Source organism: Micromonospora sp. WMMD730, assembly GCF_049178955.1.
Taxonomy (GTDB): Bacteria; Actinomycetota; Actinomycetes; order Mycobacteriales; family Micromonosporaceae; genus Micromonospora; species Micromonospora wenchangensis.
Genome location: NZ_JBMHML010000002.1, coordinates 4,336,075 through 4,351,122, shown reverse-complemented (window position 1 = coordinate 4,351,122; position 15,048 = coordinate 4,336,075). Strand labels below are relative to the sequence as shown.

Annotated in this window: 9 protein-coding genes and 1 pseudogene; 5 read left to right on the top strand and 5 right to left on the bottom strand. The window is 71.2% G+C overall.

Going from position 1 to position 15,048, the window contains the following annotated elements:
* Positions 1-119: 119 nt before the first annotated feature.
* Entirely contained in the window at positions 120-1,361 is a 1,242-nt protein-coding gene (locus ACN265_RS18690; RefSeq protein ID WP_307826165.1) for a PucR family transcriptional regulator, read from the bottom strand.
* A gap of 217 nt (positions 1,362-1,578) precedes the next feature.
* Here ACN265_RS18690 and ACN265_RS18685 point away from each other — a divergent pair, with 217 nt between their 5' ends.
* The 3 genes and pseudogenes from ACN265_RS18685 to ACN265_RS18675 all read left to right on the top strand — a co-directional run bounded on the left by ACN265_RS18685 (position 1,579) and on the right by ACN265_RS18675 (position 3,757).
* Positions 1,579-1,833, top strand: coding sequence for a hypothetical protein (locus tag ACN265_RS18685; protein ID WP_421408729.1), 255 nt, complete (start codon positions 1,579-1,581; stop codon positions 1,831-1,833).
* A 132-nt stretch (positions 1,834-1,965) separates the two neighbouring features.
* Positions 1,966-3,251: pseudogene (locus ACN265_RS18680) on the top strand (NAD(P)/FAD-dependent oxidoreductase).
* A 176-nt stretch (positions 3,252-3,427) separates the two neighbouring features.
* Complete coding sequence (locus ACN265_RS18675) at positions 3,428-3,757, top strand: TraR/DksA family transcriptional regulator (RefSeq protein ID WP_420116105.1); 330 nt, start codon at positions 3,428-3,430, stop codon at positions 3,755-3,757.
* Between the two features lie 74 nt (positions 3,758-3,831).
* Here ACN265_RS18675 and ACN265_RS18670 read toward each other — a convergent pair whose 3' ends face one another.
* On the bottom strand, positions 3,832-4,098 hold the full coding sequence (locus tag ACN265_RS18670; RefSeq protein WP_421408728.1) for a potassium transporter TrkA: 267 nt from the start codon (positions 4,096-4,098) through the stop codon (positions 3,832-3,834).
* Positions 4,099-4,169: 71 nt separating this feature from the next.
* A complete protein-coding gene (locus ACN265_RS18665; RefSeq protein WP_421411525.1) occupies positions 4,170-4,922 on the bottom strand; it encodes a rod shape-determining protein in 753 nt (250 codons plus the stop codon).
* Positions 4,923-5,505: 583 nt separating this feature from the next.
* On the opposite strand from ACN265_RS18665, the gene ACN265_RS18660 reads away from it, so the two are divergent.
* Both ACN265_RS18660 and ACN265_RS18655 read left to right on the top strand, forming a co-directional pair.
* Positions 5,506-6,312 carry a rod shape-determining protein gene (locus tag ACN265_RS18660; RefSeq protein ID WP_421408727.1) on the top strand — a complete coding sequence of 269 codons (807 nt, stop codon included), beginning with the start codon at positions 5,506-5,508 and terminating at the stop codon, positions 6,310-6,312.
* Positions 6,313-6,517: 205 nt separating this feature from the next.
* Positions 6,518-7,162: a Dps family protein gene (locus ACN265_RS18655; RefSeq protein WP_421408726.1), complete on the top strand. Its 645-nt coding sequence runs from the start codon at positions 6,518-6,520 to the stop codon at positions 7,160-7,162.
* A gap of 71 nt (positions 7,163-7,233) precedes the next feature.
* Here ACN265_RS18655 and ACN265_RS18650 read toward each other — a convergent pair whose 3' ends face one another.
* Together ACN265_RS18650 and ACN265_RS18645 are read right to left on the bottom strand one after the other, a co-directional pair.
* On the bottom strand, positions 7,234-8,787 hold the full coding sequence (locus ACN265_RS18650; protein ID WP_421408725.1) for an acyl-CoA carboxylase subunit beta: 1,554 nt from the start codon (positions 8,785-8,787) through the stop codon (positions 7,234-7,236).
* Complete coding sequence (locus tag ACN265_RS18645) at positions 8,784-14,852, bottom strand: beta-ketoacyl synthase N-terminal-like domain-containing protein (protein ID WP_421408724.1); 6,069 nt, start codon at positions 14,850-14,852, stop codon at positions 8,784-8,786. Before ACN265_RS18645 ends, ACN265_RS18650 begins: the two co-directional genes overlap by 4 nt.
* Positions 14,853-15,048: the final 196 nt, after the last annotated feature.

Genomic DNA, 15,048 nt, shown 5'->3' with positions numbered 1-15,048 from the left:
CGGAGACCCTGCGGCTTTGGTGTCGCCTGGCACCGCGCCCGGGGCGGCCCCGTCGGGTCGGCTGCCGTATTCACCAGCCGAACAGGTCAGGGCCCGAGATCCAGCGCGTGAGGAGCAGGTCAACCGGCTGCCGGCAGTGGCTGTTCGGGCCAGTTGAGGGCGCGGGCGCCGAGCACCGCGGCCTGCAGGGTGAACCGTTGGGCAGGGTCGGCCGGGTTGTAACCGGTGAGGGCGTGGATGCGCTCGAGGCGGTAGGTGACCGCCCTTACCGAGACGTGGATGTGTTTGGCGGTCTCGGTGGCGACGCCGCCGGTGTCGAAGTACGCCTGCAGGGTGGCTACCAGCGGTTCGGCGCCGCCCCGGGCCCGGGTCAGCGGGTGCAGCACGGCGTGCACGAGTTCGACGATGGCGGGTTGGTCACGTAGTAGGACGCGGTAGATGAGCAGGTCCCGGGCGTCGACCACGGGGGTGGGCATGCGGAGCCGGCCAGCCATGGTCAGGGCCTCGCGGGCTTCCTCGTAGGAGCGGGCGATGCCGTAGAGGCCCGGGTGGGGCCGGCCGACGGCGATACGCCAGGGTTGTCCGCGGGGCAACCGGCGCAACTGGTCATGCATGAGCCGGCCGAGATTGTCGTCGGTGTCGCGGCCGGCAGGCACCCCGTCGGAACCGGTGGTGTCGGCGGGAGCGAGGACGACCAGGAGCCCGTCCTTGGTCGCGACAAGAACGTCACGGTCGCCGAGCCGGTCGAAGATGACCGCCTCCAGCGCCGTTATCGCCGTGTCGGTGTCCGGCAGCCGCCGGCTCGGCGCGGCCAGGGCGACCTGGTGGACGCGGGCGAGGTCGAGGCCGAACGGTTCGGCCCGGTCGACCAGACCGCCGAGGTCGGAGTCACCGCGCAGCAGGTCGTCGATGAGTTCGCGACGCAGCGTCTCCTCATGGCGGACCAGGTCGCGACGGGCGACCGCATAACCCTCAGCCAGGGTCGCGACGGCGTCGTCGATGACGTGCAGCACGGCGGCCGCCGCCGCACGCACGGCCTCACGGTCACGGCTGCGTACGACGTCCGGAAGGTCCTGCCACAGCCGTCGGGCGGCAGAGAGGTAGAGCTGCACCACCCGGCCGGCGGAGATGCCCTGCTCGGCGGCTTTCCGGCCGAGCGTCTCGACGGCGTCGAGTTCGGCGCGCTTGGGTCTGCGGCCGGTGATGGCGGCATCGGCGAGCAGCGGCAGGTAGTCGCCCAGCAACGCCACGGGCACGTTGCCGGCGTCACGACTGGCGCTGGCGGCGACCTCGGCGAGCCACTGCCCGTCGGGTTCGGTCGCCGCCGGCCGCTGAATGCGCCGTGTGCCGTTGTCACTCACGTGGCCGCTCCCGTTCACCGTTGCGTCTGACCCAGCATCGCCCATCCCGGCGGCGGTAGACGCCGATTCGAGGTCCGTACCGGTCGGCGCGGGGCTGGCTGGCCATCACCCGGAGCATGCCGTGGACAAGGTCACCTTCGCACCCCGGGCACTGGTGAGGCCGCCCGGGCGGCGAGGTACCGGGAACTGCGGGGACCGGTCGCACGGGCACCGATGCATGGCGATCTGCGGCGCGGCGGAGCAGGGCCCGGTCGAGACCCGGTTCGTACCCACGGATCCACCAGCCGGCACCCCGCGGATCATCCCGCTGCGCGAGGACGGCGGAGCGGTGGACCACCGGGACTCCGCCGCGGTGACCACCCCGCGGCACCGTGTACGCGGCACCCCGCCACCGCATCCCGGCCACGGCACCGACGGCAGCGGTCCTGCGGTACTGAACGCCTACTGGTTGCCGAGCGTCGGCAAGGTATGACGGTTCAGCTGACCGGCCACGACCCTGGCCCGGTTCGCGGTGACCAAGCGACCATGGCCGGAAAGCAGGCCCCGACAACGTGGCCAACCCACCGAACGGCTGTCCAGCCGCCCAGCGCAGCAGAGGAGCGGTATGTCTGACGAGCTCGGCGTGACAGGCACTCCCGCGTTCGTGCATGGCTCACCGCGTGACGTCGCGGTGATCGGAGCGGGCATGATCGGCTTGTCCACGGCCTGGTTCCTGCAGGAAGCCGGCGCACAGGTGACGGTCTACGAGCGTCACCACGCCGGCGCCGGCGCGTCGTGGGGCAACGCCGGCTGGCTGACCCCGGGGCTGACCGCCCCACTGCCGGAACCTGCGGTGCTGCGTTACGGTCTGCGCGCGGTCCTTAGCGCCCGATCCCCGGTGTACCTGCCGCTGCGGGCCGACCGTGACCTGTGGCGCTTCCTGCTGTCGTTCGTGTTCCACAGCACCGCCCGGCGGTGGCGGCGGGGCATGGCCGCCTACGTCCCGCTCAACGAGCGCTGCCTGGACGCCTTCGATGCCCTCGCGGCCGGCGGTGTGAGCGCCGTGACGACGCCGGCGGACCCCTTCCTGGCCTGCTTCACCCGCGAGCGTGACAGCCGTGGACTGCTCGACGAGTTGGAACAGATGGGCGACGCCGGTCAGGACGTCACCTTCCGCCCGGTGACCGGACAGGTGCTCCGCTCGATGGAGCCCGTTCTGAGCGACCGGGTCGGCGCCGCCGTCCAGATTTTCGGGCAGCGGTACCTGAACCCTCCCGAGTTCATCCCGTCGCTGGCCGACGCGGTCCGGGCCCGCGGCGGCCGCATCCTCGACAGCAGCGAGGTGACCGGTCTGCAGCCGGCAACCACCAACGTCCGCGTCACCGGCCCATCCGGGCAGCAGCACCGCCATGACGCTGTGGTCATCGCCACCGGATCGGCCTTCGGTGAGCTGGCCGCACGCTTCGGGGTACGCCGCCCGGTGCAGGCCGGGCGCGGCTACAGCTTCAGCGTGCCCGTCGAACGGATGCCCGCCGGCCCGCTGTACTTCCCGGCGCAGCGGGTCGCCTGCACTCCGCTGGGCAGCCGGCTGCGGGTGGCCGGAATGATGGAGTTCCGCGACCCACAGACGAACTGGACCCGCGACGCATCACCGCCGTCGTCGACGCGGTGCGGCCGTTGCTCAACGGGGTGAACCTCGACGACCGCCGCGACGAGTGGGTCGGTTCCCGGCCGTGCACTCCTGACGGCCTGCCGTTGATCGGCGCGACCGCCGCGCCGCGGGTGTTCGTCGCCGGTGGCCACGGCATGTGGGGCATCGTCCTGGGGCCGATCACCGGCCAGTTGGTGGCCCAAGCGGTGCTCAAGGGTGAGGTGCCCGCGGAGCTGACGCCGTTCGACCCGCTGCGTTAGCGGGCACGTCAGCACTGCCGAACCTCCGGACCGGACGCAGCCCGCAGCCGTCGGGCCGCGACCCACCGGCGAGCGGGGTAGTTCACGACACCCACCGATCGCCAGGGCGGAGCCGTTCGAGCCTCCGCCCTTCGGTTTCCCGAAGCACTTCCGGCATCCCGAGCAAGGAGCGGCACATGAGCGTCGACACCGAAGTATCCGATCAGGGCTGGCTCGCCGGCCTGCGCGCATCGCTGAGCGAGGACTTCGCCGCCCAGACGACCCGGCTCAGGGAACTGACGGAGATCTCCGCCGACACCGGCGACCCCGGCGAAGCACACAACCGCGCGGCACTGGTGGCGGCCACCCGGCACAACCTCGAACAGATCACCGGCGCGCTGCGCCGCATCGCCGAGGGCAGCTACGGCCGCTGCGAGAAATGCGACGGCCCTATCCCCGCCGAACGGCTCGAAGTGCTGCCGCACGCCCGGTTCTGCGTCCCCTGTCAGCAGAAACACAAGGGCTGACCGAATGCCGCGGCAGCGGCCGCGCCGGCGACGAGGCCGGCGCGGCCCGCTGACCGTGGCAGCACCCACCCCCGTCACCCGGCAGCCGGGTGACGGGGCTGCCGAGCGCCGGTGACATCCACGTCGATGACGTCCAGGATGCCCAGCAATCCCGCCAACGCGATCGCCTCGCCCCGCGAGAGAGCCAGGCTGCAGGTGGCATCGGGATCGCCGCCGACGCCATGGATCAGCTCGCGTCGACCGCCGGCGTAGTGGGTGACAACCCCGACCCGATGACCGGTGACGGTGGTGAACGTGTGGCACTCTCCGATGCCCGGCAGCGGTGTGAATTCGACGTCCATGACAGAACTCCGGAAGAAGACGACCGCAAACCGCGGCCGGGAAGTGGATACGGATGCGGGACAGGCCCACGTCAGCCCGTGAGTAGCCGGCGCAGGCCGGTGAGCGTGGCCAGCGGCGGCTCGGCGGGCATCGTGACGCAGCGGCCGGTCAGCGCGGCCAACCTCGCCGCGGTTCCGGGGGTGGTCGCACCCCCACCGGTGAGCAGCAGCCGCCGCTGACCACCCCGCGGACGGTCGAGACGGCGCACACAGTCGGCGATCGCCGGGATCCGGTCGACGGACCCGGCGTCCTCGACACGCTCGGCCGCGACGATGCTGCGGTCACCGATACGAGCCACTTCGGTACGTCCGGATCCGATGTCCACCACGACCACGTCACCGCCCGGGTCAGGACGGCAGGCCAGAGCCGCCGCGAGTGGCTCCTCCACCGCGCTGACCCGTCCGCCGACGGCACGGCGGACCGCGGCGACAAGCACGTTGCGCTGGCGCAGCGTCGCGGTCGCCGGCACACCGACCAGTACGGGATAGGCGGTGTCGGACGGTAGGCGGATATCGGCGGTCAGCAGCCGCAGCAGGTGCACACAGGCGAAGAAGTCGCGCACCACACCGTTGCGCACCGGCCACGTGACGGTCACACCGCGGGCCTGAGCGGTCAGCGCGGCCCGTCCGGCCACGTGCCGGTCGGTACCGGGGCGGCACAGCACCGTCGGTTCAGTGATCACCGTTCCCGCCTGCGGCGTCCACATCCGTACGGTGGACGTTCCGAGGTCAAGGGCAAGGCAGGACTGTACGCCCGGACGGGCGTAGGCACCGGCGGTCAGCATGTCGTCCACCCGGGTACGGCGGGGACCAGGTGTCGAGGGTCAACGAAGGGAAACGACGTCGTCGGCAGGTCAACAGGCGTGCCGGAGCGACAGTCATGAACGAGGGGTGGCATGGTGCTCCCAGCCAAGGGGCGGCGTCGTGTCCGACGCCGCGCAACGGGCGGCTTCAGGCGGTGAGCGTCCACGTCGGCGGGGCCCGGTCCGCCGACCACGCCGGTACACAGCCCGGGACCGCACGACGGGTCAGCCGGAAGACGATGCACAACCCGATGTCCCGGGCGGCGGACACGACCAACACCAGCACAGCCCATACGAGCAACGTCGGCAGCGAAGCTCGCCGGCCGACGCCCCCGAAGCTGCGCCCGTCACCCATGCCGGCCACCATAGCCGCCCGGACCAGGAAGGGCCACGACAGCACGCGAGCCGTCGACCGAGGTCACGGGCATCCTGCCTACCGAGCGGTCGGTGACCGCGGGCCGGGTTGCCGGGCGTCGGCAACGAGCGCGACGAAGTTTCGCCGGACCCGACCGCTGTCACTGCCCTGTTCAGCGGCGACGATGGGAGCCGGTAAACGCTCGTATCAATGGAAGTGATCGGTGTGACCGTGTCCGCGAACGTCCTCTCGTCCGACCAGCGCGCCGCCGGCATGTGTCGCTCGGCCCCGCCGACCGCGGTCGCGATCGACCTCGGCAGCAGCTCCATCGGCGTCTGGGCGGCGCACCGCGGCACCATCAGCGCGCCGTGTGGGGACGCGTTCCTCTCCGCCGGTTCTCTGATCCGGCGCGGCCGCATCATCGACGCCGACCGCTGCGAGATCCTGCTGTCCCAGGTGATCCGCCGCTTCAACGAACCGGTACCTCCCGGCGGTGTCGTCGCGGCCTGCCGCCCGGTCCTGGCCGGCGAACACGACCAGACCGTGGTGCGCCGCGTCGTCGAGGCGGTCCTCGCCCCCTCCCACCTGGTGTTCATCGACACCGTGCGCGCCGCCGCGATCGGTTCGGGAGCAGCCGCCGGCAGCCTGCTGGTCACCGACGTCGGAGCCCAACTGACCGAGGTCGCCCTGCTGGACCACGGGCGGGTCGTCGCGGCCCGTCGCGCCGACATCGGCACTCGCGACCTCGCCCGCGGCGCCACCGTCGACCTGGTGAGCGACGTCGTCGCGCACCACCTCGAGGCCCTGCGGGGCGAGACAGCGCGGACGCAACTGGCCCCTGCCCTCACCCGCGGGCTGCTGCTCGTGGGCGACGGCGCCACACATCCCGGCCTGTCCGCGGCGTTGTCCACCGCGCTCCGCCTGCCGGTGCACCGCGCCGCGTCCCCCCGCACCGCGGCGCTCAACGGCGCCGGGCTGGCCGCCATGTCATTGCTGCGCCATCCCGCCCGGACCTGACCCTCGGCAGCGCTGAAGGACACCGCCCGGCGCAGCATCGCCGACACGTGCCGCCACGACGCATGTCCGAAGGCACCTGTACGCCGCCGGTAGACGCCCGATCGACACGAACGGTGCCCGAGAAGCAGACCCTCCCCGCGCTGACCCCGAACTGCCGTCTCGACGTCACCGCGCCTCGCCATACCGATCCCGAAAAGGAGAAGAGATGTCGCCGAGCACCTACCAGCCGAGCGCTCCCGCCTACACCGTCCCCGGACTCAAGCCGGACACCGCCGCCGAGGTGATCTTCCTGTTGCAGGACCGGCTCAACGCGCTCAACGACCTCGCGCTGACCCTCAAACACGTCCACTGGAACGTCGTCGGACCCCACTTCATCGCGGTCCACACCATGCTCGACCCGCAGGTCGACTCCGTACGAGTCATGGTCGACGACGTCGCCGAGCGCATCGCCGCTCTCGGCGGATCACCCGTGGGCACCGCAGGGGCGCTGGTCAAGCAGCGCGACTGGGACGACTACGCGATCGGCCGGGCGGACACCCACACCCACCTCGCCGCCTTGAACATCGTCTACGGCGCAGTGATCGAGGCACACCGGGCCGCCATCTACGAGACGGAGAAGGCCGACCCCGTCACCCAGGACATGCTGATCACCCAGGCCAGATACCTCGAGCAGTTCCACTGGTTCGTCCGGGCGCACCTGGAGCCCGAAACCGGCACTCCGGTCACTCGGGAGGCCCACGACGAGCAGGCGGCCGCCGAGCGTGGCCGGAACGGCACCGCCACGCGCGTTCAGGAGGCTCGGCGAACACCGGCACCGTGGCGCGGTGGCCCCCGGGCAGGAGGCCGATGACGAGAAAGCGGAGAGGTGACTGATCCGGTCAGCGCCATCGGCCCGGCGTCGAGTAACCCCGTGGAGAGACCCTAGAGCGGAATGTTGCCGTGCTTCGCGGTCCGCGCTGCGAGCGGCCTCCGACTGAGCAGGCGCAACGCGGCCGCAATCTGCCTGCGGGAGTCCGCCGGCGGGATGACGGCGTCGATGAAGCCGCGCTCGGCGGCCAGGTACGGCGAGCCGTACCTGGCCTGGTAGTCCTCCATCAGCTTGGCCCGGGCCTGTTCCGGCTCAGCCGCGGTGGCGAGTTCCGCGCGGTGCAGGATGTCAACCGCGGCATGGGCGCCCATCACCGCGATCTCGGCGGTTGGCCAGGCGAAGTTCATGTCGGCGCCGAGATGTTTGGAGCCCATGACACCGTATCCGCCGCCGTACGCCTTGCGCAGCACCAGGGTGATTCGCGGGACGGTGGCTTCGGCGAACGCATAGGCCAGTTTCGCGCCGCGTCGGATCATCCCGGCATGCTCCTCGGTGGTGCCCGGCATGAAGCCCGGGACGTCGACCAGGGTCACGATGGGAACGTTGAACGCGTCGCAGCAGCGGATGAAGCGGGCGGCTTTCTCGGCGGCGCGCCCGTCGATGACACCCGCCTTGTGGGTCGGCTGGTTCGCCACGATCCCGATGGACAGCCCGCCGATGCGGGCGAAGCCACAGAGCATGTTGCGGGCGTAGCGGGGCTGGATCTCCAGGAACGAGCCGGGGTCGACGAGGTTCTCGATGACCGCGGCCACGTTCAGAGGTTTCCGGGAGGAGCCCGGGATCAGCTCCGCGAGGGCCGGTACGTCGGCGCTGGTGTCGCAGGCCGGACCTTCGGGTGGCAGCTCGGTGTGGTTGCTGGGCAGGTAGCCGAGCAGCCGCCGCGCGAAGGCGATGGCGTCGACCTCGTCGGCGGCCAGGTGGTGGGCGTTACCGGAGATGGTGGCGTTGACCCGACCACCGCCCAGTGTGTCCATGTCGGTGTCCTCACCGAGCGCCGCGCGCACGGCGTCGGGGCCGGTGACGAACATGTGTGCGGTCCGCTCGGCCATGATGACGAAGTCGGTGATCGCCGGCGAGTACGCGGCCCCGCCGGCGCACGGGCCCAGGATCAGCGACAGCTGGGGCACGACGCCGGACGCGGCCACGTTGCGCCGCACCAGCTCGGCATAGAAGCCGACGGCGGCCACACCCTCCTGGATGCGTGCCCCACCCGAGTCGTTGAGGCCGATGATCGGGCAGCCGCTCTGGAGAGCGAGATCCATGACCTTGAGTACTTTTCCGCCGCTGGCCTCACCCATGCTGCCGCCCTGCACGGTGAAGTCGTGCGCGTACGTGAAAGCGGGCCGTCCCTCGATCAGACCGTGCCCGATGACCATGCCGTCGCCGTACGGCCGGGCCCGCGTCGAGTCGGGGTCCGGGCGGCTGCGCACGAGGGCGTCGATCTCGGCGAAGCTACCGGGGTCGAACAGCAGACCGATCCGCTCGCGCACGGTCAGTTTGCCGGCCTCCCGCTGCCGGGCGACGGCACGTGGTGACCCGCCGTCTCGCGCATCGGCCAGCCGGGAGTCCAGCTCCGCGATCCGGGCACGCATCTCGTCGGCGGTCATCGGGCCGCCCCGTCCAGGTCCCTCGTCATCGCGGTCGCGATCTGCCGGGTGTCGGCCATCAACTGGGTCAGCCCCTCCTCGACGATGACGCCACGGTCGTACCCGAAGGACAGGCGCAGCCGCCCGTTCATCGTCCGGACAACCACCACCAGATCGCGTGGTAACACGTAGCCGCTCTGCCGGGCCAGCGGCGTCACCGTGGCCGCCCCGACCGTGGTGGGCAGCGCGACCTCGGGCAGGTGGTTGAAGGAGATCCGGTACGGGATGTCCTCCTGCGCCCGCCCGGCCAGATGGAAGTACTGGCTCATCGACAGTCCCTGCTCCTCCCCGGCGGTCAACACGGCCTCGCGAACCCGCCGCAGGCACTCGCGCAGGTCGGGCCCGCCGCCGAGGTCGACGGTGATCAGCCGCAGCTGGGAGAGAAAACCCACGACCCGCTGCAACTCGGGCGCCTCGCGGGCGGTCACGTTGATCGGCACCGTGATCTCGTCGTGCTCGGACTGCCGGTGCAGCGCCAGCATGAACGCCGTCAGCATCACCATCTGCGTGGTCGCCCCGGCCGCACGGGCGGTCTGCTCGATTCCGGCGGCCACCTCACCGTCCAGTTCCACCTCCCGCAGCCCCAACTCCCGCTGCCGGCCGGGAACGCGCTGCTCGTCCCGCGCCAGACGCAGCGCGGGCACGCTGGTCGTGGCCAGCTTCTTTTGCCAGTACTCCAGTTGCTGGTCGAGAACGACTCCGGAGTAGAACGACCGCTCCCACTGCGCGTAGTCGGCCAGGCGCAGCGGCGGCGCGGCGGGCCGGGAGGCGTCCTCGTAGCCGAGCACCAGATCCTGGAACAGCACGCCGGCCGACCAGCCGTCGGTGATCAGGTGGTGCAGCACCACGGTCAGGACGTGCCGATCCGGGGTCAGACGCACCAGCCCGAACCGATACAGCGGCCCGGTGAACGGGTCGAACGGCCGTTCGGCCTCGGTGAGGGCCCGCGCCAGCTCGGCCTGCGGGTCGGCCGCAGCCGTGAGATCGGTGATAGGCAACGCCACCGGGCCCGCCGCCGCGTGCCGCTGGCGGACCACGTCCCCGGCCGTGAACACCGTGCGCAGCCCGTCGTGCACAGCGACGAGCCGGTCGATCGCACGGGCCAGAGCGTCCGGGTCGACCGGGCCGGCCAGGTCGAGATGCTGGGTGACCAGAAACGGTGTTCCTCCGGCGCGTTCGGCCTGCAGGTAGCGCTCCTGATTGATGGTCAGGGGGAAGTCGTCCTGATCAACGCGCACGGGCCGTGGCACGGCTGCCGGTCCGGCCACCCGCAGGTCGTCGAGCGCAGCGGCGAACGCGGAGACCGTGGGGTTGTCGAACAGCAGCCGCACCGGGATGTCACAGTCGAGCGTCGCGCGCAGCTCGTGCATCATCTGCGCGGCCATGAGCGAGCTCCCGCCGAGGGCGAAGAAGTTGTCGTCACCGCCGGTGACCCGCGTTCGCAGCACGCCCGAGAACGCGGCGCGGACCACCTCGGCGGTAGTTTTCGGCGACTGGCCGACGACCTCGGCGTGAGCGTGCGCTGCCAGGGGCCCGAACCAGTACGGCGTGCGCTTCCAGGGTCCGGAAGGCATCGAGACCACCGGGCGCGGACGGTCGAAGAACTGGCCGAGGTCGACCGGTACGCCGTACACGTGCAGCGCCCCCAGCGCCTCCAGCAGGGACTCGGGATCAGGCCGCCCGCGCCTCAGGGAGGCGACCGCATGGCCTTCGGGTCCGATCACCTGCTCAGTCGGCAGTGTGAGGGTCGGGTTGGGGCTCATCTCGACGAAGAGGCGGTAGCCGTCGGCGCAGAGCCGCTGAACGGTCTGGTGGTAGAGGACCGGTTCGCGGATGTTCGCCGCCCAGTAGGCGCCGTCGAGCTCGGTGCCGGCCAGCGACGCCGTGGTCACCGACGAGTACATCGGAACCGTGACCGGCCGGGGCCGTAGGGTGGCCAGGACCGTCCGCAGCTCGTCCGCGACCGGCTGTACCACCGGCGAGTGGCCGGCACCGTTGGCCCTGACCCGGCGGCCGAACACGTCGCGCTCGGCCAGATCCGCGATCAGCTGCTCGATGGCGTCGACGTCACCGGAGACGACCGACATCTCCGGCCCGTTACAGACCGCCACCGACAGGAGCGACGCGTACGGTTCGATGGCCCGGGTCAGGTCGTCTCCGGCGAGCCCGACGACGGCCATCGCCCCCTGGCCACGCAGCGTGGCCAGCCCATTCGCGCGCAGGCCGGTCACCCGGGCGGCCTCGGCGAGGGTGAGCGCGCCCGCCACGTAGGCCGCGGCCACCTCACCCATGCTGTGTCCGACCACGGCGGCCGGTTCGATGCCGCGGGAACGCCAGCTCGCGGCCAGGGCGACCTGCACGGCGAACAGCAACGGCTGGACGACGTCGTCGCGGTCGAGCATCGAATCCTGCTCGGTGACAGCGAAGAACTGGTCCCGTACGGGCCACGCCAGGTGTGGCTGCAGGGCGGCTGCGCAGTCGTCGAACGCCTTCTGGAACGCCGGGTCGGCCCGGTAGAGCCCGTGCCCCATACCGAGGTGCTGAGAGCCCTGGCCGGGGAAGACGAACACGACGCGCCGGTCGGCGACGACCCTGCCGGTGACCGCTTCCGGGTGCGGTGGCGTGAGCCGCTCGGCCAGTTCCTCAGGCGTTCGCGCGACCACGGCCATCCGGTGCTCGTGGTGCGTGCGTCGCAGCCCGGCCGTGTAGGCGAGGTCGTCGATCGATGCGGGACTGCCTGCGGCACTACGCGCGGTGCGCTCGGCCAGAGCTTCGAGGGCTTCCGGCGAGCGGGCCGACAGGACGATCAGGCGAGCCTGACCGCTGTGCGCGACGGTGACCGGCGCCGGTGCTTTGGCCACGATGACGTGCGCGTTCGTACCGCCCACGCCGAAGCTGTTGACGCCCGCCGACCGATCGCCGGGCGACTGCGGCCACCGCCCCGCTGTGACGGGCACGCTCATGCGCAGCTTCGCGAAGTCGATGTGCTCGTTCGGCTGTGCGAAGTGCAGACTGGGCGGCAACACGCCGTGCTCGATGGCCAGCGCTATCTTGATCAGGCCGGCGACGCCCGCCGCGGCCTCAAGGTGACCGATGTTGGTCTTGACCGACCCCACCCGCATCGACGCCGGGGCGTGGGCGGCCGCGATGGCACCGGCCTCGATCGGGTCGCCCAGCGCGGTACCGGTGCCGTGGGCCTCGACGTACTGCACGTCACCCGGGCGCAGACCGGCCGCGTCGAGCGCCGACCGGATCACCCGCACGTGCGCCTCCGGGTTGGGCCCGGACAGGCCGTTGGAGCGGCCGTCCTGGTTGACCGCGGTGCCGCGGATCACCGCGTGCACCCGGTCGCCGTCGGCGACCGCCTGGCTCAGCGGCTTCAGCAGGACCAGCCCGGCACCCTCGCCGCGCACGTAACCGTTCGCCCGGGAGTCGAACGTGTGGCAGCGTCCGTCCGGTGACAACGCACCGCTCTGGCACAACGCGGCCGTCGTCTCCGGAGACAGCATCAGGTTGACCCCACCGGCCAGGGCGAGGGCGCTCTCGCCGCGCCACAGGCTGTGGCATGCCTGATGGATCGCCACCAGCGACGACGAGCAGGCGGTATCCAGCGCGATGCTCGGGCCGCGCAGGTCGAAGGTGTACGAGATACGGTTCGCGGCCAGGCTGAACACGTTGCCCGTGCCCGAGTACGGACCGGCGTGCACCCCCTGCGTGCGCATCAGATCGGCGTAGTCGCTCGTGGTGATGCCGACGAAGACCCCGGTCGTGGTGCCCGCGACGTCCGGGGGGAGTACGCCCGCGTCCTCGAACGCCTCCCAGGTCAGTTCGAGCAGGAGACGCTGCTGCGGGTCCAGGTAACGCGCCTCAAGATCCGACATCCCGAAGAACTCGGGGTCGAAGCCGGTGACCTCGCCAAGGAAACCACCACGCCGGACATACATCTTGCCCGGCCGGGGAGTGCCCGGGCGGTAGTGCGCCTCGACGTCCCAGCGGTCCGGTGGGATGTCCCCGATGGCCTCCGTACCCGAGGCGAGCAGCCGGAAGAACTCCTGCGGGCCGGCAGCGCCGGGGAAACGACAGCCGATGCCCACGATCGCGATCGGCTCCTGCTCCCGGGCGGGTACCGGCACGCTGGTCGCAGCGGCACGGGAACCCGTCAGGTGCGCAGCGAGCGCCTCGATCGTGGAGAACTCGTACAGGGCCGTCGGCGTTATCTCGCGCTCCAGGAAGGTCGCCAGTGCGGCCGTCAGCTCCACCGTGGCGACCGAGGTGAGGCCGAGTGCGCGGAACGGGACGTCCGTGGCGATCTGCTGCGGATCACGGCCGGTGCGCAGCGCGACGTGCCAGCGAAGCCAGGTGCGGATCGCCGTCGGGGTGCGTTCACTCGCGGTCCAGTCGTGAACCGGATGCAGGAGCCCGTCCCGGTAACGCTCCCGCATCTCCGCGCGCCGGATCTTGCCGCTGGACGTCTTGAGGATCGACCGCGGCGCGATCAGCGCCACCGCATGCACCGGGATCCGCTCGGCGTCGGACACCGCGTCACGGATGGCGTGCACGATCTGTTCGTGATCGTCGTCGTGCCCACCGGCGACCTCGGCGACAACGACGAGCCGCTCCTCGGCGGCCTCCTCGACGGCGAACGCCGCGCTGCATCCCGCCCGCAACCCGGGATGGGCCGCCTCGACGACCCGCTCGATGTCCTGCGGGTAGTGGTTCGCACCACCGACGATGACCAGATCCTTGAGCCGGCCGGTCACGAAGAGCTCACCATCATCCAGGAAACCCAGGTCCCCGGTCCGGAGGAATCGACCAGCGCTCCCGTCCGCCGTACGAGCATGGAAGATCTGCTCGGTCGTCTCCGGGCGGTTGTGGTACCCCCGACCGACGCTGGGACCGCCGACCCAGATCTCGCCGGTGGCGCCGTCGGCGCACGGCTCGGCCGTGACCGGGTCGACGACACGGACCTCCACACCGGGCGCCGGGACGCCGCAGGACACGCTGCGGCGGCGGTCGGCGGCCCGACGGGCGGTCCGCCCGGGCGGTACGGACGAAACCATCAACGTCGCTTCGGCCAGACCGTAGGCCGGAGTGAGGGCCACCGGATCGAAGCCCGCGGCGTCGAACCGTTCGCCGAACCGGTCGAGGGTCGGCCCGTGCACCGGCTCGGCACCGTTTGCCGCCACCCGCCACGACGAGAGGTCGAGCCCCGCGACCCGGGTCGCCTCACTGCGCCTGACACGCAGGTCGTAGGCGAAGTTCGGCGCGATGCTGAAGGTGCCGCGGTACCGGGCGATGGCCTCCAGCCAACGCATCGGCCGCTGCACGAACGCCTCGGGGGCCATCATCGTCACGGTCGCGCCCAACGACAGCGGCAACAGGATTCCCGCGATCAGTCCCATGTCGTGGTAGGTGGGGAGCCAGCTGACGAACTCGTCGTCCGGTCCCAGTTCCCACATCTCCTGCTGGCAGGAGAGATTGTGCGCGAGCTGGTCGTAACCCACGACCACTCCGCGCGGATCGCCGGTCGACCCTGACGTGTACTGCAGGAAGGCGATGCCGTCGGCTGAGCCACCATCGACGGTCCCCTCCGGAACAGACTCCTCGCCCGCATCGAGCAGAACCCGCTCGAGGCCGGTGAGGCTCCCCAGGTCGCGCCGCGCCACGTCGGCGGTCACGATGACCGTCGTGGCACCGCAGTCCGCGGCGATCCGCTCGAGCCGGGTCAGCGTGGGCTGGTGGCGTCGCTCGTCCGGCGGTGGTACGGGAACGGCGACACGACCCGCCCGAAGAGTACCGAGGAACGCTGCGGCGCAGCCCGGTCCCGACGATTGAAGCAGAAGGACAGGACCGGAGGCTCTCGTGCGCGTCAGGCCCGCAGCAACCGTACGGACCTGCTGTTCCAACTCCCCGTAGGTCCACTCCTCGACCCGCCCGTCGACATCGCCGGTGCCCAGAAACCGCAGGGCCACCCGGTCGGGGATGCGTCGGGCATGACCCGACACGACATCGCTGATGCCTTCCATGGAACTCATCTCCTGTACACGGGTGGAGGGTCTCGAGGTCGGGTAGCGCCCATTGCCGGCCGCTCGCCGCCGACCGATGCGGCGGTCGTGCGGCACCGGCATGGTCAGTTCGGTGAGCCGGTCGTCCCCGGTCCCATGCTTCGTGTGTCGCCCGCGGTACCGGGTCGCTTCACTGCGCCCCGGTTGATCCCGCCAC

Excerpts from the sequence above, each read along its gene's own strand:
- ACN265_RS18655 (WP_421408726.1), top strand. The coding sequence starts at position 6,518 with ATGTCGCCGAGCACCTACCAGCCGAGCGCTCCCGCCTACACCGTCCCC.
- ACN265_RS18670 (WP_421408728.1), bottom strand. The coding sequence starts at position 4,098 with ATGGACGTCGAATTCACACCGCTGCCGGGCATCGGAGAGTGCCACACG.
- ACN265_RS18650 (WP_421408725.1), bottom strand. The coding sequence starts at position 8,787 with ATGACCGCCGACGAGATGCGTGCCCGGATCGCGGAGCTGGACTCCCGG.
- ACN265_RS18685 (WP_421408729.1), top strand. The coding sequence starts at position 1,579 with ATGGCGATCTGCGGCGCGGCGGAGCAGGGCCCGGTCGAGACCCGGTTC.
- ACN265_RS18645 (WP_421408724.1), bottom strand. The coding sequence starts at position 14,852 with ATGGAAGGCATCAGCGATGTCGTGTCGGGTCATGCCCGACGCATCCCC.
- ACN265_RS18675 (WP_420116105.1), top strand. The coding sequence starts at position 3,428 with ATGAGCGTCGACACCGAAGTATCCGATCAGGGCTGGCTCGCCGGCCTG.
- ACN265_RS18660 (WP_421408727.1), top strand. The coding sequence starts at position 5,506 with ATGGAAGTGATCGGTGTGACCGTGTCCGCGAACGTCCTCTCGTCCGAC.
- ACN265_RS18665 (WP_421411525.1), bottom strand. The coding sequence starts at position 4,922 with ATGCTGACCGCCGGTGCCTACGCCCGTCCGGGCGTACAGTCCTGCCTT.